16 protein-coding genes and 1 tRNA gene are annotated in these 20,264 nt (G+C 70.8%); 12 read left to right on the top strand and 5 right to left on the bottom strand.

Features of this window, described 5'->3' with window-relative positions:
- On the bottom strand, positions 1–791 hold a 791-nt coding region (locus AB0H62_RS32340), incomplete at its 3' end, for an FAD-binding oxidoreductase (protein WP_360590296.1).
- Positions 792–966: 175 nt separating this feature from the next.
- Between AB0H62_RS32340 and AB0H62_RS32335 the strand changes: the two genes are divergently transcribed.
- Positions 967–1,245, top strand: coding sequence for a GlsB/YeaQ/YmgE family stress response membrane protein (locus AB0H62_RS32335; protein WP_220239682.1), 279 nt, complete (start codon positions 967–969; stop codon positions 1,243–1,245).
- Positions 1,246–1,321: 76 nt separating this feature from the next.
- Here AB0H62_RS32335 and AB0H62_RS32330 read toward each other — a convergent pair whose 3' ends face one another.
- The 3 genes from AB0H62_RS32330 to selD all read right to left on the bottom strand — a co-directional run bounded on the left by AB0H62_RS32330 (position 1,322) and on the right by selD (position 4,776).
- Complete coding sequence (locus tag AB0H62_RS32330; RefSeq protein ID WP_360590294.1) at positions 1,322–1,999, bottom strand: HAD family hydrolase; 678 nt, start codon at positions 1,997–1,999, stop codon at positions 1,322–1,324.
- A gap of 163 nt (positions 2,000–2,162) precedes the next feature.
- On the bottom strand, positions 2,163–2,597 hold the full coding sequence (locus AB0H62_RS32325; protein ID WP_220239684.1) for an ATP-binding protein: 435 nt from the start codon (positions 2,595–2,597) through the stop codon (positions 2,163–2,165).
- Between the two features lie 1,186 nt (positions 2,598–3,783).
- Positions 3,784–4,776: a selenide, water dikinase SelD gene (selD, locus tag AB0H62_RS32320; RefSeq protein WP_220239685.1), complete on the bottom strand. Its 993-nt coding sequence runs from the start codon at positions 4,774–4,776 to the stop codon at positions 3,784–3,786.
- Between the two features lie 54 nt (positions 4,777–4,830).
- Between selD and AB0H62_RS32315 the strand changes: the two genes are divergently transcribed.
- The 6 genes from AB0H62_RS32315 (at position 4,831) to nrfD (ending at position 12,934) form a co-directional block, all read left to right on the top strand.
- Positions 4,831–4,925 (top strand) — tRNA-Sec (locus AB0H62_RS32315).
- On the top strand, positions 4,925–6,211 hold the full coding sequence (gene selA / locus AB0H62_RS32310; protein WP_360590292.1) for an L-seryl-tRNA(Sec) selenium transferase: 1,287 nt from the start codon (positions 4,925–4,927) through the stop codon (positions 6,209–6,211). The genes AB0H62_RS32315 and selA overlap by 1 nt, the downstream gene beginning before the upstream one ends.
- A complete protein-coding gene (gene selB, locus AB0H62_RS32305) occupies positions 6,202–7,956 on the top strand; it encodes a selenocysteine-specific translation elongation factor (RefSeq protein WP_360590290.1) in 1,755 nt (584 codons plus the stop codon). The genes selA and selB overlap by 10 nt, the downstream gene beginning before the upstream one ends.
- A gap of 10 nt (positions 7,957–7,966) precedes the next feature.
- Positions 7,967–11,194 carry a formate dehydrogenase gene (gene fdh, locus AB0H62_RS32300; RefSeq protein ID WP_360590288.1) on the top strand — a complete coding sequence of 1,076 codons (3,228 nt, stop codon included), beginning with the start codon at positions 7,967–7,969 and terminating at the stop codon, positions 11,192–11,194.
- Positions 11,187–12,014: a 4Fe-4S dicluster domain-containing protein gene (locus AB0H62_RS32295; RefSeq protein WP_360590286.1), complete on the top strand. Its 828-nt coding sequence runs from the start codon at positions 11,187–11,189 to the stop codon at positions 12,012–12,014. The genes fdh and AB0H62_RS32295 overlap by 8 nt, the downstream gene beginning before the upstream one ends.
- Entirely contained in the window at positions 12,011–12,934 is a 924-nt protein-coding gene (gene nrfD, locus AB0H62_RS32290) for an NrfD/PsrC family molybdoenzyme membrane anchor subunit (RefSeq protein WP_360590284.1), read from the top strand. Before AB0H62_RS32295 ends, nrfD begins: the two co-directional genes overlap by 4 nt.
- A gap of 185 nt (positions 12,935–13,119) precedes the next feature.
- On the opposite strand, the gene AB0H62_RS32285 is transcribed toward nrfD, so the two are convergent.
- Positions 13,120–13,608 (bottom strand): carbonic anhydrase, encoded by a 489-nt coding sequence (locus AB0H62_RS32285; RefSeq protein ID WP_360590282.1) that lies wholly within the window; start codon positions 13,606–13,608, stop codon positions 13,120–13,122.
- Between the two features lie 416 nt (positions 13,609–14,024).
- Between AB0H62_RS32285 and AB0H62_RS32280 the strand changes: the two genes are divergently transcribed.
- From AB0H62_RS32280 to AB0H62_RS32260, 5 genes are all read left to right on the top strand, one after another.
- Positions 14,025–14,405, top strand: a complete 381-nt coding sequence (locus AB0H62_RS32280) for a hypothetical protein (protein WP_360590280.1) — start codon at positions 14,025–14,027, stop codon at positions 14,403–14,405.
- A gap of 40 nt (positions 14,406–14,445) precedes the next feature.
- Positions 14,446–15,756, top strand: a complete 1,311-nt coding sequence (locus AB0H62_RS32275) for an ammonium transporter (protein WP_360590278.1) — start codon at positions 14,446–14,448, stop codon at positions 15,754–15,756.
- Positions 15,753–16,091 carry a P-II family nitrogen regulator gene (locus AB0H62_RS32270; RefSeq protein ID WP_360590276.1) on the top strand — a complete coding sequence of 113 codons (339 nt, stop codon included), beginning with the start codon at positions 15,753–15,755 and terminating at the stop codon, positions 16,089–16,091. Before AB0H62_RS32275 ends, AB0H62_RS32270 begins: the two co-directional genes overlap by 4 nt.
- Before the next feature lie 139 nt (positions 16,092–16,230).
- Positions 16,231–17,772: an amidase gene (locus tag AB0H62_RS32265; RefSeq protein WP_360590274.1), complete on the top strand. Its 1,542-nt coding sequence runs from the start codon at positions 16,231–16,233 to the stop codon at positions 17,770–17,772.
- A gap of 261 nt (positions 17,773–18,033) precedes the next feature.
- A complete protein-coding gene (locus AB0H62_RS32260) occupies positions 18,034–20,253 on the top strand; it encodes a GAF domain-containing sensor histidine kinase (protein WP_220239697.1) in 2,220 nt (739 codons plus the stop codon).
- Positions 20,254–20,264 lie beyond the last annotated feature (11 nt).

The raw sequence follows: 20,264 nt of genomic DNA, 5'->3' as shown, positions 1-20,264 counted from the left end.
TCGAGGTACATGCCGTCCAGGGAGGTGTTGCCGGCCGCCGGGCCCGCGACGACCAGGTCGCGCACCGGGTCGAGTCGGGCGAAGTAGACCCCTCGGTCGAACACGGGGTAGTGCGTGGCGACCACCACTTCGTCGGCCTCGACGTCACCCTGGGACGTCCGCACGACCCGGCCGCGCAAGTCGAGGCCCAGCGCGCGCGTGTGCTCGAGGACGGTGCCGCCCGCGAGTTCGACCTCGGCGGCGAGCCCGAGCAGCCAACGGCGGGGGTGGAAATGGGCTTGCCCGGCGACGCGTACAGCACCGAGGGCGGGCACGTCCAGCTCGACGTCCTTCACGTACGCCGCCGGGAGCCCGGCCTTCGTGGCCGCGTCGGCTTCCTTCTTGAGCTTGTCGACGGTCCCGTCCTGCGTCGTGTAGACGTAACTGGGCGCGCGGGTGAACGCGCAGTCGATGCCCGCTTCGCCGGCGATCCACTCCAGTGCCGCGGACTGCGCCCCGGCGTAGGTCTTCGCCGCGTCGGCACCGTGGCGTGCCTCGAGCTCGGCGTACTTCAGGCCGTGCTGGGCGCTCACCTTCGCCGTCGTGTGCCCGGACACGCCGCTCGCCACCCGGCCGGCCTCGAGCACGACCACCGACTTCCCGGCCCGCGCCAGCAGCACCGCCGTGGTCAGCCCCGCGATCCCGGCCCCGAGCACGACCACCTCGGCCCATGTGGGCGGCGGCCCAGAGCCGCGTTCGGGCGCGGGCGCGGTGTCGATCCACAACGACAGCGGGGCGGGCAAGTCCGGCATCCCCGGGTGGTTCCCCCGGGGAGTGAGCCCAAACACCGGGCGTTTCACCCCGGCGCGATCCGGTCGCGGTATTACGGGGCGGCGGTCGATGGTGTTCTTGCGAATTTCCGCAAGCGCTGGTTTCGCTCGGCCACGTCTGGGTATTCGGGGTCATCGCTTGGAAAGGAAGTCAGCGATGACCATCACCGGAATCATCAGTGCACTCGTCATCGGTTTGATCATCGGCGTTCTCGGTCGGCTGCTTGCGCCGGGAAAGCAGAAGATTCCGTTGTGGCTCACGATCGTGGTCGGGATCATCGCGGCGTTCGCGGGGACGGCGATCGCGCGTGCGGCCGGATACGCCGACACCGAAGGGTTTGACTGGCTCGAGCTGATCACCCAGCTCGTGCTGGCCGGGCTCGGGGTTTCGCTTGCCGCTGCCGCCTTTGGCCGGAGGCGGAAAGTGCTGCGATGACCCCTGCCCGCCCAGCCCGGTCCAGTTTTCTGGACCGGGCTGGTGCGTGGCGCCGTTACAAGATCGTCCGCGGCGATCAATCCCGGAGCAGTGGTGCCAGCGGGCTGTCGTCGAGCTGTGCCAATATTTCGGCGACGTCGCGGTAGACGGCCACTGCGCCGGCTTCGCGGAGTTCCGCGGCGCTGGTTCCGCCGGAGAGGACTCCGACCGTTCGGACCTCCGCGCGGCGGGCGGACTCGACGTCCCAGACGGCGTCACCGACGAAAATCGACCGTGCAGAACCGGCGCCGGCCGCGTCCAAGGCGACGACGACCGGCTCGGCGTCGGGTTTGGTCGCTTCGACGTCCTTGCCGGCGATGACCGCGGCGACCTCGTCGTCGACGTCGAGGACCTTGCGCAGGATCTCCAGCTCGTCGGGCCCTGCGGACGTGGCGAGCACGACGCGTGCTCCGCGCCCGGCCAGGGTCCGGATCAGCTCGCGGGCACCGGGAAACGGCCGCAGCAGGGCCGAATCACGCAGGTACAGCTCGGAATGCAGGTCCTTCACGCGGGAGCCGAGCTGCTGGGCGTCCGCGTGGCCGAGGAGCCGGACGAGGAGTTTGTCCGAACCCATGCCGATCGCCCGGTGCACGCGCCAGCCGTCCACCGGACGATCCACGGCGTGGAAGGCCCGCAGCCAGGCATGGACGTGCAGGTAGTTCGAATCGACGAGTGTGCCGTCCACGTCGAACAGCACGGCGGTCGGCTCGGGCATGCTGTGTTCCTTTCCGGACTGTTGCGGGGGTAACCGGTCGGCCACGCTTTCGCCAAGGAGGCGCCACCGGCCGAGTGACCGGCGGCGCGTCTCGGCTCGGGCCGCGCCCGCAGCGAGGTTTACCCGCTTCCTTGCCGGCCGAACGACTCTGCACCGCGGAGTGTCAGTCCGAGGCACTACTGGCCGTCAGGTGCCAGGTCATGGTGACTGTCGTGCCGTGGGGTGTCGGCGTGATGGCGACGTCGTCGGTGAGGGCGCGGATGAGGGGCAAGCCGTGACCGTGGCACACGTCGGGGCCGCGTGGTGGCTGCCATCGGCCTTCGTCGGTGACCGTGACGCGGAGACTGCGCTCTTCGTGGTGGGCCCGCAGTTCCACTCCGCCATTCGCGGAGTCTGCGGCGTACGCGTGCTCGACGGCGTTGATCAGGGCTTCGTAGACCGCGAGTTCCACGTCGGTGATCAGCGGCGGCGCCAATCCGCGGGCGTCGGCCCAGCGGGCGACCGCCCGGCGCAGCGTGGCCGCGTGGGGCACCTGCGCGGGCTCGTGGAGATGCAGCGTGGCTGGGGGACGGTACTGCGGGGCGCTCGCCGGGCACATCGCGGCCACTCCTCGACGTCGGCTGGACGTGGTCTGCTTTCTGCGTACCCGCTGGGGCCGAGGCTATGCGTGGTCTTCCGCGGTTCAGCCGGTTTCGTCCGTGACCTGGTGCGGTGCGCCGACGGGTTGGGCTCGGGGAGCCGCGGACTCGCGAACCGCGGCCCACGGGTGAGAAGGCCGTGCAGCAGCCCGTCACCGAGGGCCACGCCGAGCCCCAGTAGCGCGAGTGCGACGAACAGCCGTTCCAGTTGACGGCCGAAGGCGTGCAGCACCTCGTGGTACTCGTGGGACCGTTCCTCCGTGCGCACCGCGACGGCGGCGACGAACACGGCCACGAAACCGTTTCCGTGCACGAGTTCCGCAACCGCGTACGGCAGGAAGCGAGGGCGAGCAGCATGAGGCCGTCGGCGTAGTCGGCCAGCCGGAATCGCGAGGAGGTCGTGCGGAACGTCGCCCATCCCAGCAGTTTCCCGGCGCCGAGTCCCACCAGCACGCCGATGCCGACCGGCAGGACGAGGTCCACCAGGATCCAGCCGGCGTCCGGCTCGGGGGCTGCCCGGCCAGTGCCAGCGCCAGGAGGACGAAGGGCATGGTCAGGCCGGCCTCGATGGTGACCGTGGACCGGATCTCGTTGTGGCGGGCCAGGTCGGCGTCGGCGTCGGCGTCGGGGGAGGGGACGCCGACGTCGCCGGCCAGCACGGGGGTCGGTCGGCGCCAGGACCGCACCCAGCAGGATCGCGACGGCCGGGGTGAGCGCCAACCACCAGCCGAGCGGCGCGACGACGGCGATCATCGCGGGCATCGTGATGCCCAGCAGTCGCCCGGCCGACGCCCAGCGGCGGACTCCGAACGGGCGGTCCACCGAAAGCCCGGCCCCGGCCAGCGACACGAGGATGCCCAGCTGGGCGAACGATTCGACGCCGGTCAGGTGCGCGGCCGGGTCGGCCCACCCGTCGCCGTACGGCGCGGGCAGTGGCAGCAGGCCGAGCCCGATGCCGGCGACCAGCATCACGAGCGGGGTCGAGAACGGCCGGTCGGCGACCACTTCGGCAGCACGGCCGCGGCGAGCGCGAGCAGGCCGGCGACGCCGAAGAGGACGGTCAACATGGACACCGCGACACCTGCTGATCTTCCGGGTCGCCGATTTCGGGGCTTACCCGCCGGACGCGCGGCGCAAACGCGGCCCTCAGCCGGCCACGACGGTGTGGTCCGAGCGCGAAACGAGCTCGCCGATCACCGGGTGGCCGGGCAGCTCGCCCGCGACCAGCAGTCCGCCGGAAGTCTGGGCGTCGGCCAGGAGCAGGGCTTCGGTCTCGGTGGTCCGCGACAGGTCGGCGTGCGGGCGGACCCAGTCGAGGTTGCGCCGGGTGCCGCCGCTGACGTAGCCGTCGCGCAGCGCTTCGCGCGCGCCATCGAGGTAGGGCACGGCCGCCGGGTCGATCCGCGCGGTGACGCCGCTGGCGCGGGCCAGCTTGTGGAGGTGGCCGAGCAGTCCGAACCCGGTGACGTCCGTCGCGCACACGGCGCCCGCGGCCAGTGCGGCGACCGAAGCGTCGCGGTTGAGCGTGATCATCGTGGCGATGGCGTGCTCGAACCGCTCGCCGGTGGCCTTGTGGCGGGAGTTCAGCATGCCGATGCCGAGCGGCTTGGTCAGGGTGAGGGGTACGCCCGCGCGGCCGGAGTCGTTGCGCAGCAACCGGTCCGGGTCCGCCGTCCCGGTGACGGCGAGGCCGTACTGGGGTTCCGGGGAGTCGACGCTGTGGCCGCCCGCGAGGTGGCACCCCGCTTCGCCGCACACGTCGAGCCCGCCGCGCAGGACCTCGGCGGCCAGTTCGAACGGCAGGACGTCGCGCGGCCAGCCCAGCAGGTTCACCGCGACCACGGGAGTACCGCCCATCGCATACACATCGGACAGTGCGTTGGCCGCGGCGATCCGGCCCCAGTCGTACGGGTCGTCGACGACCGGGGTGAAAAAGTCCGTGGTCGCGATGAGCGCCGTCCCACCGGAAATCCGGACAGCCGCGGCGTCGTCACCGGCGTCCAGGCCGACCAGCAGCTCACCGGCCGCGTTCGCGGGCCGGGCGCCGGTGAGACCGCTGACGACGGATTCGAGCTCACCGGGCGGGATCTTGCACGCGCAGCCGCCGCCGTGCGCGTACTGGGTCAGCCGGATGGTCATGGCGCTCATCATGCGCGGGCGCCGCCGTGTTGGCAGGATGGCGGGATGCCCCAGGGAGGCGTTTCCGGCCTGGTGACCGGCACGGTCTTCAAAACCGTTGAGCGGCAGGTCCTGCCGCTGGCGGGTTCGATTCCCGTCCGCCTCCGCCATGGGTGACCCGCGCCGGGCGATCCCGCGCACCGATGCCGTGCTCGCCGAGCCGCGGCTCGCGAAAGCGGCCGGCACGCTCGGGCGTGACCTGGTGAAGTCGCTGGTCGTGGCGGCGCAGCAGCGGGCGAGAGCCGGGGAGATCGGGCCGGGCGACGTCGTCGACGAGGTGTTGGCCCGGCTGCCCACCACCGGGTCTTCGCTGCGTCCCGTACTGAACGCGACCGGCGTTCTCGTGCACACCAACCTCGGCCGCGCGCCGCTGTCCGCCGCCGCGCTCGACGCGGTCGTCGCCGCGGCCGGGACCACCGACGTCGAGTTCGACCTCGGGACCGGCGAGCGTGCGAAACGCGGCCGCGGTGCCCTCGCGGCCCTGGCCGCCGCGGTGCCGGGCGCGGCGGTGCACGTGGTGAACAACAACGCGGCCGCCTTACTGTTGTGCGCGCTGGTTTTGGCGCAGGACATGGAGATCGTGGTCAGCCGCGGCGAGCTGGTCGAGATCGGCGACGGCTTCCGCATCCCCGACCTGCTGGAGTCGACCGGCGCGCGGCTGCGCGAAGTCGGCACGACCAACCGCACCTCCGCCCGCGACTACGCGGCCGCCGTCGGCCCGGGCACGGGGTTCGTGCTGAAAGTCCACCCCTCGAACTACCGCGTTACCGGTTTCACGTCCGAAGCGAGCGTCGCCGAGCTGGCCGGGCTCGGCGTGCCGGTGGTCGCCGACGTTGGGTCCGGGCTGCTGGCCCCGCACCCGTTGCTGCCCGCGGAGCCGGACGTCACGACCGCGCTGGCCGACGGCGCCGCCGTGGTGACCGCTAGCGGTGACAAGCTTCTCGGCGGCCCGCAGGCCGGGCTGCTGTTCGGAGACGCCGTGGTGATCGAACGGCTTCGGCGTCATCCCGCCGCGCGGGCGCTGCGCGTGGACAAGCTCACGCTCGCCGCGCTCGAAGCCACCCTGCGCGGCCCGGAGCCACCGGTGCGTGCGGCACTCGGCGCCGACGTCGGAGAACTCCGGACGCGCGCCGAAACGCTGGCCGCGGCTCTGCGCTCGTCCGGAGTGGACGCCCGGGCCGTGGACTCGGTGGCGGTCGTCGGAGGCGGCGGAGCGCCGGGCGTCGAACTGCCGAGCTCGGCCGTCTCCTTGCCCGTCCGCTACGCGGCGGAGCTGCGGCGGGGTGAGCCTCCGGTGGTCGGCCGGATCGTGCGCGAGAAGTGCCTGCTCGACCTGCGCGCGGTGCGCCCGACCGAGGACGTGATGCTGCGGGAGGCCGTGCGCCGATGCGGGTGATCGCCACGGCCGGGCACGTCGACCACGGGAAGTCCACGCTCATCCGCCGGCTCACCGGCATGGAGCCGGACCGGTGGGCTGAGGAGCGCCGCCGTGGCCTGACGCTGGACCTCGGCTTCGCCTGGACGCGCCTGGCCGGCGAGGAGCTCGCGTTCGTCGACGTTCCCGGGCACCGGCGGTTCGTGCCGAACATGCTGGCCGGGATCGGCCCGGTGCCGGCCGTGCTGTTCGTCGTCGCCGCGGACGAGGGCTGGATGCCGCAGTCGGCGGAACACCTGGCCGCGCTCGACGCGTTCGGGGTCCGCCACGGCCTGCTCGTCGTCACCAAGGCCGACCGCGCGGACCCCGCCGAGGCGACGACGGCGGCGTTGCAGGAAATCGCGCAGACGTCACTCGGCCAGCTGCCCGCCGTCGCTGTCAGCGGGACGACCGGTGCGGGCCTCGACCAGCTGCGCACCCGGCTGGCCGGGCTTGCCGCCGGCCTGCCGCCGCCGGACCCGGGAGCGGACGTCCGGCTCTGGATCGACCGGGCGTTCACGATCAAGGGCGCGGGCACGGTCGTCACCGGCACGCTCGGCGCCGGCACTCTGCGTGTCGGAGACGAGCTGACGCTCGGCGAGACCCACGTCCGTGTGCGCGGCCTGCAGTCCCTCGGCGAAGCGCACGAGAGCGTGTCGGCCGTGGCCCGGGTCGCCGTGAACCTGCGCGGCGTGGCCCGCGATGCGGCGGAGCGGGGCGACGCCCTGCTCACGCCCGGCGCGTGGCGCACCACGGCCGAGCTCGACGTGCGGTTGCGCGGGACGCCCGCGGCCGAGCTGCACCGGCACCTGGTGGCGCACCTCGGCTCCGCGGCCGTGCCCGCCCGGGTCCGCCCCCTCGGCCCGGACACCGCGCGGCTGCTGCTCGCGACGCCGTTGCCGCTGCGCGTGGGCGATCGGGGACTGCTGCGCGACCCCGGGGAACACCGGATCCCGGCCGGGTTCGACGTCCTCGACGTCCGGCCGCCGCCGCTGGCGCGCCGTGGCGCGGCACGAGCGCGGGGTACGGAGCTGGCGGCGCCGGAACCCGGCTGGGATCTGCTGCGCCGCGAAGGGTTCGTGCGCCACGACGACTTCCACGCCCTCGGCCTCCCGGAGGCCGGCGAGCGGCTCGGCGGCTGGCACGCCGACCCGGCGCACCTCGCCCGGCTGCGCGAGGAGGCGCCCGGGGTGGTGGTCGCATGGACGCGCGAGCATCCGAATGCCGCGGGCATGCCCGTCGACGTGCTCCGGCAGCGGCTCGGCCTGCCGGCTGCGGAGCTGGTCCAGGCGATCCTGGCGGACGGCCTGGCCGCGTCCGGCGGACTCGTGCGGAGCCCGGGCGCGGCGTTGAGCGCGGACGTCGAACGCGCGCTCGCCGTGCTCGAGAAGCGCTTCGCCGGGCACCCGTTCCAGGCGCCGGAAGCGGACGAACTGCGCGAGCTCGGCCTGGGCACCCGCGAGCTGGCCGCCGCCGTGCGACTGGGCCGCCTGAGTGCTGTTGCGGACGGCGTGGTGCTTTGCCCGGACGCACCGCGGCGCGCTGGAGAAGCGCTGGCCGCGCTGGGGAAACCGTTCACTGTGTCCGAGGCCCGGCGGGCGCTGGACAGCACCCGCCGCGTGATGATCCCGCTGCTGGAACACCTGGACGCCCTCGGCGTCACCGAACGGCAGGCGGACGGCACCAGACGTGTGGTTGGGGCTGCGAATCCCGCGTACGACGATTAGCGTGCGTGGCATGGGCGTGCGGCAGTGGATCGAAGGCTGGCCGGTGTACCGGCAGCTGACCGGTCCCGACCGCATGGCCCGCGCCGCCGCGGCCAAGTCCGCCGGTTCGGAGACCTGGCACGCCCGCACCGAAGACGCCGACAAGGTCGTCCGGTCGATCTGCCCGTACTGCGCGGTCGGCTGCGGCCAGAAGGTGTACGTCAAGGACGGCGCCGTCACCCAGATCGAAGGCGACCCGGACTCGCCGATCTCGCGCGGCCGCCTGTGCCCGAAGGGCTCGGCCAGCAAACAGCTCGTGACCAGCCCGAGCCGCGTCACCGAGGTCCTCTACCGCCGTCCGTACGGCACGGAGTGGGAGCGCCTGCCGCTGGACGAGGCGATGGACATGATCGCCGACCGCGTGCTGAAGACTCGCGCCGACACGTGGCAGGACGTCGACGAGCAGGGCCGCAAGCTCAACCGCACGCTCGGCTTCGCCAGCCTCGGCGGCGCGACGCTGGACAACGAAGAGAACTACCTGATGAAGAAGCTCTACACCGCGCTCGGCGCGATCCAGATCGAAAACCAGGCGCGTATTTGACACTCCGCCACGGTTCCCGGTCTGGGGACCTCCTTCGGTCGTGGGGGCGCCACGACGTTCCAGCAAGACCTCGCCAACGCCGACTGCATCGTCATCCAAGGCTCGAACATGGCCGAGTGCCACCCGGTCGGGTTCCAGTGGGTGATGGAGGCGAAGGCCCGCGGCGCGAAGATCATCCACATCGACCCGCGGTTCACGCGCACCAGCGCGGTCTCGCACGTCCACGCGGCGCTGCGGGCCGGGTCGGACATCGCGTTCCTCGGCGGGCTGATCAAGTACGTGCTGGACCACGACCTCGACTTCCGGGAATACGTGCTCGCCTACACCAACGCGGCCGCGATCCTGCGTGAGGACTTCGCCGACACCGAGGACCTCGACGGTCTCTTCTCCGGTTTCGACCCCGAGAAGCGCCGGTACGACATGACGACGTGGGCCTACGAGGGCGCCCCGACGGTGCCGGCGGCCGGGTCGACTGATCCGGAGCAGCCCGGCGAGCCCGGTTCGGAGCCCCACCACAGCGGGAAGGGCCATCAGCGCACCGCCCGCGCCGACTCGTACGGCAGCGGCGGCGCGGCGGTGGGCGCCAAGCCCAAGACGGACGAGACGCTGCGGCACCCGCGGTGCGTCTACCAGGTCCTCAAGCGGCACTTCGCCCGCTACACACCCGAAGCCGTCGCCGACATCTGCGGGATCCCGGTCGCGCAGTTCACCGAGATCGCGGAGGCGGTCACCGCGAACTCCGGGCGCGAACGCACCACGGCGTGGGTGTACTCGGTCGGGTGGACGCAGCACAGCGTCGGCGCGCAGTACATCCGCACGGCGTCGATCCTGCAGACGCTGCTGGGCAACATCGGCCGGCCCGGCGGCGGCATCCTCGCGTTGCGCGGGCACGCCAGCATCCAGGGCTCCACCGACATCCCGACGCTGTTCAACCTGCTGCCCGGTTATATCCCGATGCCGCACGCGCACCAGCACCAGACCCTCGGCGAGTTCGTCGAGGCGGATGCGGGCCAGACCGGCTTCTGGGGCAACATGCACGCCTACACCGTCAGCCTGCTGAAGGCCTACTGGGGTGACCACGCCCAGCCGCACAACGACTTCGCGTTCGGTCACCTGCCGCGGCTGACCGGCGACCACGGCACGTACGCAACGGTGCAGCAGCAGATCGAGGGGGAGTGCAAGGGCTACTTCCTGGTCGGCGAGAACCCGGCGGTCGGCTCGGCCAACGGGAAGTTCCAGCGCCTCGGCATGGCCAACCTCGACTGGCTGGTCGTGCGGGACCTGCAGATGATCGAGAGCGCGACGTTCTGGAAGGACGGCCCGGAGATCGAGACCGGCGAGCTGAAATCGGAGGAGATCGGCACAGAGGTCTTCTTCCTGCCCGCCGCCGCGCACACCGAGAAAGACGGCAGCTTCACCAACACCCAGCGCCTGTTGCAGTGGCACCACAAGGCCGTGGAGCCGCCCGGCGAGGCCCGCAGCGACCTGTGGTTCTACTACCACCTGGGCCGACTGATCCGGGAACGCGTGGGCGACGACCCGCGTGACGCGGCGATCCGCGACCTCACCTGGAGCTACCCGACCGAGGGTCCGACGGCCGACCCGAGTGCGGAATCGGTGCTCGCGGAGATCAACGGCCACGGTCCCGGCGGCCCGCTGTCGGCCTACACCGAGCTGAAGGACGACGGCTCGACCTCCTGTGGCTGCTGGATCTACTGCGGAGTCCGCGCCGACGGACACAACCACGCGGCGAACCGGCAGCCGGGGTCCGAACAGGACTGGGTGGCGAACGGCTGGGCCTGGGCGTGGCCCGCGAACAGGCGGATCCTCTACAACCGCGCCTCGGCGGACCCGGACGGAAAGCCTTGGAGCGAACGGAAAAAGCTGCTCTCCTGGGACGCCGAGCACGGCAGGTGGACCGGCCCCGACGTCCCGGACTTCGAGCCCACCAAGGCACCGGACTACGTCCCGCCCGAAGGGGCGAAGGCACAGGCGGCGCTCAGTGGCAGCGATGCGTTCATCATGCAGACCGACGGCAAGGCCTGGCTCTACGTGCCCGCGGGGCTGGTCGACGGTCCGCTCCCGACGCACTACGAGCCGTTCGAGAGCCCGGTCGACAACGCCCTGTACAGCCGGCAGGAGTCGCCGACGCGCCAGACGCTGGACAGCCCGTCGAACCCGTACAACCCGGCGCGCAGTTCGGTGTACCCGTACGTGTTCACGACCTACCGGCTCACCGAGCACCACACGGCCGGCGGCATGAGCCGGACGCTGTCGCACCTGGCGGAGCTGCAGCCGGAGTTCTTCTGCGAGGTTTCCCCGGCGCTCGCGGCCGAACGCGGCCTGGAGAACGGCGGCTGGGCGACCATCGTCTCCGCGCGCACGGCGATCGAAGCCCGCGTGCTCGTGACCGATCGGATCAAGCCGCTCAAGGTCCGGGGCCGGACCATCCACCAGATCGGGCTGCCCTACCACTGGGGTCCCAACGGCCTCTCGCGCGGCGACGCGGCCAACGACCTGCTCTCGATCGTCTTGGACCCGAACGTGTACATCCAGGAGGCCAAGGCGGCCACCTGCGACATCCGCCCGGGACGGCGGCCGCGCGGGCCGTCCCTCCTGGACTTCGTGGCCGACTACCGGAGGCGAGCCGATGGCTGAGTACGGTACCCAGCCCCGCATGGGGTTCTTCACCGACACGTCCGTGTGCATCGGCTGCAAGGCGTGCGAGGTCGCCTGCAAGGAGTGGAACGGCGTCCCGGAGTCCGGTGGGCTGGACCTGCTCGGGATGTCGTATGACAACACCGGCGACCTGGGCTCGAACACCTGGCGGCACGTCGCGTTCATCGAGCAGCCCGCGGTGGACCTGGGGATGCCGACGGTCGGCGCGCCTCGACAGCTTGAGCAGGAGCCCGGTGTGCGCTGGCTGATGTCCAGCGACGTCTGCAAGCACTGCACCCACGCCGCGTGCCTCGACGTCTGCCCGACGGGCGCGTTGTTCCGCACCGAGTTCGACACGGTCGTGGTGCAGCAGGACATCTGCAACGGCTGCGGCTACTGCGTGCCCGCTTGTCCGTACGGTGTCATCGAAAAACGCGAGAGCGACGGCCGCGCGTTCAAGTGCACCCTCTGCTACGACCGGCTCGGCGCCGGCCTGGAACCCGCGTGCGCCAAGGCCTGCCCGACCGACTCCATCCAGTTCGGGGAGCTGGCCGAGCTCCGCTCGCAGGCCGCGTCGCGAGTCGACGCGCTGCACGCGGACGGGGTGCCGGAAGCCCGCCTCTACGGCCACGATCCGGACGACGGCGTCGGCGGCGACGGCGCGTTTTTCCTGCTGCTGGACGAACCCGAGGTCTACGGCTTCCCACCCGACCCCGTCGTGACGACCCGCGATCTGCCGGCGATGTGGAAACGCGCCGCGACGACCGCGGCCGGGGTGGCCGCCGCGCTGGTCGTGTCGTTCCTGGGCCGGCGCCGATGAGCCCCCGCCGCGAACGCGCCATGGTCGAACCCGTCGAGTTCCGCTCGTATTACGGTCGCCCGATCCTGAAGGAACCGGCCTGGAAGCAGCCGGACGTGCCGCTGTACCTGTTCCTCGGCGGCGCCGCCGGGGCCTCGGCGTCGATGGCCGCGCTGGCCGACCTCACCGGCCGCCCGGCACTGGCCCGGGTGGGCCGGCTGGTCGCCTCGGGCGGCTCTCTCGCGAGCGTCGCGGCGCTGGTCCACGACCTGGGCAAGCCGACGCGGTTCCTGAACATGCTGCGCGTGCTCAAGCCGACCTCGCCGCTGTCGGTGGGGTCGTGGATCCTCTCCCCGTTCTCCGGGCTCGCGGCCGTGGCGGCCTTCTCGGGGGTGACCGGCATCCTGCCGCGCGTCGGCCGCCTCGCCGGGGCGGGCGCGGGCGTACTCGGCCCGGCGATGTGCACCTACACGGCCGTGCTGCTGGCCGACACGGCGACCCCGTCGTGGCACGAGGCCCGCGGCACGCTGCCGATCCTGTTCGCGGGCAGCGCGGTGACCAGTGGCGCCGGGGCGGCGCTGATTTCGGTGCCTCCGGCGGAGAACGGCCCGGTCGTGCGCGCGGGCCTCGCCGCGGCCGCGGCGGAGTTGCTCGCCGAGCACCACCTGGAGACCGGACTGGGCCTGGTCTCGGAGCCGTACCGCACGGGCCGCGCGGGAAAGCTGCTCAAAGCGGCCAAGTCGCTCACCGCCGCCGGCGCCGTGCTGTCGCTGGCCGCGCGCCGCAGCCGTGTTGCGGGTGTGGCCGCCGGGACGGCTTACCTGGCGTCCGGGCTGTGCACGCGGTTCGGGGTGTACGCGGCCGGAGTGGAGTCCACAAAGGACCCGAAGTACGTGGTGGTGCCGCAACGGGAACGGCTGGCCCGCCGCGCGGAGAGCTGACGGCAGTCCACCACGAGGCGAAGTGGTGATCAACCCACGTCCGCCGCGGCCCTGGCGAGTTCCAATTCTTCTCGGGACCGGACGGCGAGCACGGGCACGACCCGGCTGGTGCAACGCGGCTCCCCGGAGTCGAAGCCCGTCCGTACCGAGCATCAGGCGACGGACGAGTCCGGCTGAGCCGGGATTCACCGGACTTCGTCGAGTTTTCCGGTGGCCACGTCGAACACGAACCCGCGCACGGACTGCTTCTTGGGGATGAACGGGGAGTTTTCGATGCGGGTGATCGATTGGCGGACGTCGGTGTCCAGGTCGGCGAACGCTTCGGCGGCCCACGCTGGCTTGACGCCGGTGTCGTCCTGAATGGACTTCTTGAACTGGTCGTCGGTGAAGGTGAGCATGCCGCAGTCGGTGTGGTGGATGAGGATGATTTCCTCGGTGCCGAGGAGGCGCTGGCTGATGGCGAGCGAGCGGATTTCGTCCTCGGTGATCACGCCGCCGGCGTTGCGGATCACGTGCGCTTCGCCTTCGTTGAGGCCGAGGATGCTGTAGACGTTGATGCGCGCGTCCATACACGCCACCACTGCGACGTGTTTGGCCGGTGGCAAGGGGAGCGGGCCGGAGAACTGCTCGGCGTAGCGGGCGTTGTTGGCCAGGAGTTCGTCGGTGACGGACATGGGGAGTCCCCTTCCGAAGTGGGTGTCCCGCCGAGTGGACTGCCCCGGCCGTTTGTGCGCAACGGGGTCCAGTCAGTGGAAACTCAGGTTCGTCGCCCGATACCGAACGTGAACCCGCTCGCCCTCGGGTCTTCGCCGGTCGGCTGTGGCGTGCCTTCGCGCGGGCCGGCGAGGAACTCGCCAAGGGTTTCGGCGGGGGAGCAATCGAATTCGGACTCGCGCGCATCGTGTCCAGGAGGACGGCCGCAGGACGGTGTTGAACAGACCCGGGGTTACAGGCACAAGGCGTAGCCGGCGGCGGGCCGCGCTCGAGCTCCGCCCGATCCGGGTGTCTTCGGGGCGAATCCGCGGTTCAGCTCAGCAGCCGCCGGTCCCGCACAGGCCGGGCGTCGCGAGCCGCGGAGGTGCCGACGATCATGACCGACCTGTTTCCCCGAACCACGGCGACGTTCGTCGTCACCACCACCACTCGCAAGTCGGCCGCGGGCGGCGACCTCGACTGCGCCGTCGCCGAGCGCCTGTCCGGGCTGCCGGCCGACGAGCTCGCGTTGCGCCCGAGTGTGCTGATCGTCGACCTGACCCGCGTGACCTTCTGCGGCACGCGGGTCCTGCACCTGCTCCTGACGGCTGCGGCCGATGCCCACGCGGCCGGAATCCCATGCGTGTCCTCCGGTATGTCCTTTCCGGACAGTCCACGGCGGATCGCCGGTTCCGTTCGTCTGTTTCACGCGTTTTGTCGCATTCGGAGTAGGCGGCGGACTCACAGCGGAAACACGCCGGTAACACCGCCCGGTTAACTTCCTGCCGCGGGTCGGCGAGACGAGGAGACGTACGGGCGTGGTGGATACGGGAAGCACGGCGTGGTTGCTCGTCAGTGCGGCACTGGTGATGCTGATGACGCCGGGCCTCGCGTTGTTCTACGGCGGGATGGTTCGCGCCCGGAGTGTGTTGAACGTGATGGCGATGACGTTCATCTGTCTCGCGACCGTCGGCCTCGTCTGGGTGGTCTACGGGTATTCGCTCGCGTTCGGCGCCGATTGGTTCGGCGGGCTGCTCGGCGATCTGCGGCTGGCCGGTCTGCGCGGGATCGCGGAGCAGACGATCGGTCCGGCGGGGAACAAGGTGCCGCTGTTCGCGTTCGTCGCCTTCCAGATGATGTTCGCGGTCGTCACGGTGGCGCTGCTGGCCGGCGCGATCGCCGAGCGGGCCCGGTTCTGGACCTGGACGGTGTTTTCCGTCGTGTGGGTCACTCTGGTGTACCTGCCGGTCGCGCACTGGGTCTTCGCGCCCGACGGGTGGATCGCGAGCAAGCTGCACGTGCTGGACTTCGCGGGCGGCACCGTCGTCGAGGTGAATTCCGGTGCCGCCGCGCTGGCGCTGGCGATCGTGCTCGGTCGCCGCCACGGCTGGCCGAGGCAGGCCGCCCGGCCGCACAACCTGCCTTTCGTGATGTTCGGCGCCGGGCTGCTGTGGTTCGGCTGGTTCGGTTTCAACGCCGGCTCCGCGCTGGCGGCGAAGAACTTGGCTGCCACGTCGTTCTTGAACACCACCGTCGCGGGGGCGGTCGCGGTGTTGGGCTGGCTGCTCGTCGAGCAGTTCCGCGACGGGAAACCGACCACCCTCGGCGCCGCGTCCGGTGCGGTGGCCGGGCTGGTGGGGATCACGCCCGGGTGTGCCTACGTCGAACCGCTCGGCGCGATCGCGATCGGCCTGGTGGCGGGGGTGGTGTGTTCGTTCGCGGTGGGACTGAAGTACCGGTTCGGGTTCGACGACGCACTGGACGTGGTCGCGGTGCACGGCGTCGGCGGCTTGATCGGGACGCTGCTGATCGGCTTGTTCGCGACCGTCAGCGTGGATCCACAGGGGGTCAACGGCCTGTTCTACGGCGGCGGACTCGACCAGCTGTGGCGCCAAGCGGCCGGGACGTTCGCGGTACTAGGGTACTCGCTGGTCGTGACCTTCCTGATCGGCTGGGTCATGCACAAGTTCATGGGATTCCGGCTCGACCGCGAGGCTGAGATCGACGGTGTCGACGAGGCCGAGCACGCCGAAGGCGCGTACGAGCTGGCAGTCCAATCCGGACGCCGGGGCAGCGTGCCCGCCGGTGCCGCGGGATCGCACCGGCCGGCACGCGAGGAGACTCGATGAAGCTGCTGACCGCCGTCGTCAAACCGTTCGTGCTCGACGACGTCCGGGAGGCTCTGCAGGGACTCGGCATCGCGGGCATGACGGTCACCGAGGTCCGCGGATACGGCCGGCAGAAAGGCCACACCGAGATCTACCGGGGCGCCGAGTACGCGATCGACTTCATAACGAAGCTCCGCCTGGAAATCCTCCTCGACGACGACCAGGTCGAGGCCGTGCTGCGCACGGTGCGCGAGACCGCCCACACCGGCAAGATCGGCGACGGCAAGATCTGGGTCACCCCGGTGGAAACCGTCGTCCGCGTCCGCACCGGCGAACGCGGATCTGACGCTCTGTAGGCCTGCCCTGCTCCGCAACAGAACCCATTGCCGACACCCCGAGCCGGCTCCCACCCAGGCCGCGTCGGCTCGACACGCGTTGACGTGCTGACCGATCGTCCCTAGGTTCGACCCCATCGCCGACCTCGAGGGAGCGGTCATGGCCATTCCGGTGCCCGATGCGGTAAGGCTCGCGGCGCTGTCGCAGCACTACGGATTCGACTTGACCCAGGCCGAGGTCGGGGAGTTCGTCCCGGCGGTCGAGGGGACGCTGGCGGCGTCGGAGGAGGTCGAGCGGCTCTACCGCAGGTCTGCGCCCGAGGCACCCGTGCGTGAGTTCGCGCTGCCGGCGGACAATCCGCTCAACGCCTGGTCGGTGCGGACCGCGATCAGCCAGACGGCGGAAGGCTCGTTGGCGGGCCGGACGGTCGTGGTGAAGGACAACGTCGCCGTGGCCGGGGTTCCGATGGTCAACGGTTCGGCGTCGATGGACGGCTTCGTGCCGAGGCGGGACGCCACGGTCGTGCGCCGGCTGCTGGCCGCGGGCGCCACCATCTCCGGCAAGTCGACGTGCGAAGACCTGTGTTTCTCCGGGGGCAGTTTCACGTCGTGGCCGGGGCCGGTGCGCAACCCGTGGGACCTCTCGCGCAACGCGGGTGGGTCCTCGAGCGGCAGCGCCGCACTGGTGGCGAGCGGCGGTGTCGACCTGGCGGTGGGCGGGGACCAGGGCGGCTCGGTGCGGATCCCGGCGTCGTTCACCGGCATCGTGGGGCACAAGCCGACGTACGGCTTGGTGCCCTACACCGGCGCCTTCCCGATCGAGCAGACCATCGACCACCTCGGGCCGATGACGCGCACGGTGGGCGACGCGGCGCTGATGCTGAGCGTGCTGGCCGGTGTCGACGGCTACGACTCCCGCCAGCCGACAGTCCTCGATCCGGTCGACTACGTCGCCGCTCTGCGCGAGAGCGCTTCTGGTCTGCGGGTCGGCGTGGTGCGGGAAGGATTCGGTACACCTGTGTCACTGACCGGTGTCGACGACGCGGTCCGGGGCGCGGTGGAGGTGTTGCAGGCGGCCGGGCTGACCGCGGACGAGGTCTCGGTCCCGTGGCACCTCGACGCCATGGCGGTGTGGAACGTGATCGCGACCGAAGGCGCCGCCTACCAGATGATCGACGGCCACGGGTACGGAATGGGCACTTGGGGCCAGTACGACCCCGAGCTGATCGCGCACTACGCCCAGGGCCGGGTCGTGCGCGGTCGCGACCTGTCCAAGACGGTCCAGCTCGTCGGCCTCTCGGGCCGCTACACCTTCGAACTCGGCGGCGGCAAGTACTACGCCATGGCGCGCAACCTCTCGTACGAATTGCGCGACGCCTACGACGCGGCACTGGCCGAGTACGACGTCCTCGTCATGCCGACGCTGCCCTACGTCGCGCGGGAGCTGCCGTCGCCGGACGTGTCTCTTGCCGACTACCTGGACACGGCGCTGTCGATGATCGGCAACACCGCGCCCTTCGACGTGACCGGGCACCCCGCCTGCAGCGTCCCCGCCGGCCTCGTGGACGGCCTGCCCGCCGGCATGATGATCATCGGCAAGCGGTTCGACGACGCCACCGTCCTGCGCGTCGCCCACACCTACGAGCAAGCCGTAGGAGGTTTCCCCGCTCCGGCCGGCGCCGCGGCGCCGGCGACGTCTTGAGGGGCGACTCTGTGTGTTCGGCGTGCTGGCGGTTGCCCACGCTCTCGAGGCGCTTCGCCGGGCGTTGGCATCAGACTGGGCTGTTGAGTCGCGCGGCCTGGCGTGTCCGGGCACTCGATCGACGCCTGGGCCCGGCACGTGCCGGACGCGGTTGCGGTCGAGCGTCGCCAGGCCTTGACCCGGGGTGACGTGCCCGTCGTTCCAGTTGCTCCCGCTGATTCTCAGTACCTCTGGCTGGTACTCGGTTCCTTGACTGCATTCATGGTCGGGCGCACTGTTGGGTATCGGCGACGTCCAGTGTGTGGCGCCGCCGTTGCGGAGGATCTGACGGCTGACCGGACGGACGAGCGGATCGCTGAGGAGCGGGCGGCGCTGCGGCGAGTGGCGGCGTTGGTGGCGAGTGCCGTGCCTCCCGGCGAGGTGTTCGCGGCGGTTGCCGCCGAGATCGGGCGTGTGGTGGGCACGGACGTCATCACGATAAACCGTTACGGTCCGGATCGAATCGCAGTCGCGGTCGGCGTGTGGACACGGACTGCCACGAACTCGCCGCGTCCTGGCACCCGGTTCAGTGTGGATGACTCCGACGTATTGAAGTTGGTGCACGAGACGGCCCAGCCAGCGCGAATCGACCACGTCAACGAACTCGTCGACACGCCCACCACGGGGGCGTGCAAGCAGCTTGGTTCCGTGGTGGGCGTGCCGATCAGCGTCGAGGGCAGGCAGTGGGGTGCCGTAGTCGTTCTGTCGTTGCAACCGCGAACGTTGCCGGACGACATCGAGGAGCGCCTGGTCGGATTCACCGAGCTCGTCGCGACGGCGATCGCGAACACGCAGGCACGGGTCGAACTGCGTCGGTATGCCGACGAGCAAGCCGCGCTGCGCCGTGTGGCAACGCTGGTCGCGAGTGCTGCGACGCCTGAGGACGTGTTCGCTGCGGTCACGGCGGAGGTCGGCGGAGTCTTGGAGGTCGACTTCACGTTTCTGAGCCGATTCGACGCGGCCGATCGTGCGACGATCGTCGGCGCCTGGTGCCAGACCGATGACAGCACTGGGCTGGCCACCGTCGGCACTGGGTACGACCTGGCCGGATCGAACATTCCGACTCTGGTGTCACGAACGGGTCGAACCGCCCGGATCGATGACTACTGGGAGGCCACGGGCGCTGCCACCGACCTGATCCGGAAGCTCGGCATCCGGTCCGCGGCCGGGGCACCGATCAGCGTCGAGGGCCGGCTGTGGGGTTGCATCAGCGTGATGTCCTCGCGCGAGCAGTCACTGCCTGCCGACGCCGAAGGTAGGTTGACCGCGTTCACCAAGCTGGTCGCGACAGCCCTGGCGGATACGCTGGCCCGGTTGGAACTGCGTCAGTACGCCGATGAGCAGGCCGCGCTGCGTCGCGTGGCAACGCTGGTCGCTCGCGCCGCACCGCAGGGCGAGATGTTCACCGCCGTTGCCACCGAGGTCGGGATGTTGCTGGGGGTGGACCTTGCCGTTCTGAGCCGGTACGACCTCGACGGCTCTGCGGCTGTCGTGGGCGGCTGGTTGCGGTCCCGTCCCGACGAGCCCTTCTCCGCACGCGATCGACTCACGTCCGAGGGCCCACTGCACACCAAGGTTTTCCAGACTCACGCGCAGGCGAGAATCGACGATTACACAGTCAAGTCTGCCTCCGGTGCCTCATTCGCACGGATCTCGGGATTGCGCTCGGCGGTCGGTGTCCCAATCAACGTCGAACAACGGGTCTGGGGCGTCATCAGTGTGGCGACCACCGGGACCGAGCGCTTGCCGTCGAACACCGAGAAACGGCTGACCGCGTTCACCGAACTGGTCGGCACCTCGCTGGCCAAAGCCGAGGCACAAGCAGCGTTGCGAGCATCTCGGGCACGGATCGTGACCGCAGCCGACACCGCACGCCGCCGCATTGAGCGTGACTTGCATGACGGCGTCCAGCAGCACTTGGTGTCTCTGGCACTTCTGCTGCGCGAAGCTCAGCTTGCCGCGCCGCCGAACGCCGGCGAACTGGTTCACCAACTCGACGGCGTCGTGGATGGGCTGGGCAGCGTGCTCGACGAGATCCGTGAGATCTCCCGTGGCGTCCACCCGGCTGTTCTGGCGGAGGGCGGGCTGCTGCCGGCTTTGAAGTCGTTGGCCCGGCGCGCGGCTCTGCCGGTCCATCTGGATATCCGCACGCAGGCGCGGTTCCCGGAACCGGTTGAGATCGCCGCCTACTACATCGTCGCCGAAGCACTCGCCAATACGGCCAAGCACGCGAACGCGACCGTGATCGACATCTTGCTCACCTCTGATGACGGCACACTGCGGCTCACAGTCCAGGACGACGGCCAGGGCGGAGCAGACCCCTCCCGAGGTTCAGGGCTGGTAGGCCTCACCGACCGAGTCGAAGCGTTGGGCGGCCATCTGTGGCTGCACAGTCCGCAGGGCGCCGGCACAACAGTCCGGCTCGCTATACCGCTTCCCTGACCCTGCGACAC

Origin of the sequence: Amycolatopsis sp. NPDC050768, from assembly GCF_040654155.1 — a bacterium.
In the GTDB taxonomy this organism is placed as follows: domain Bacteria; phylum Actinomycetota; class Actinomycetes; order Mycobacteriales; family Pseudonocardiaceae; genus Amycolatopsis.
Note: the sequence above shows the minus strand (reverse complement) of the source record. Positions and strands in the feature narration are given on the sequence as shown.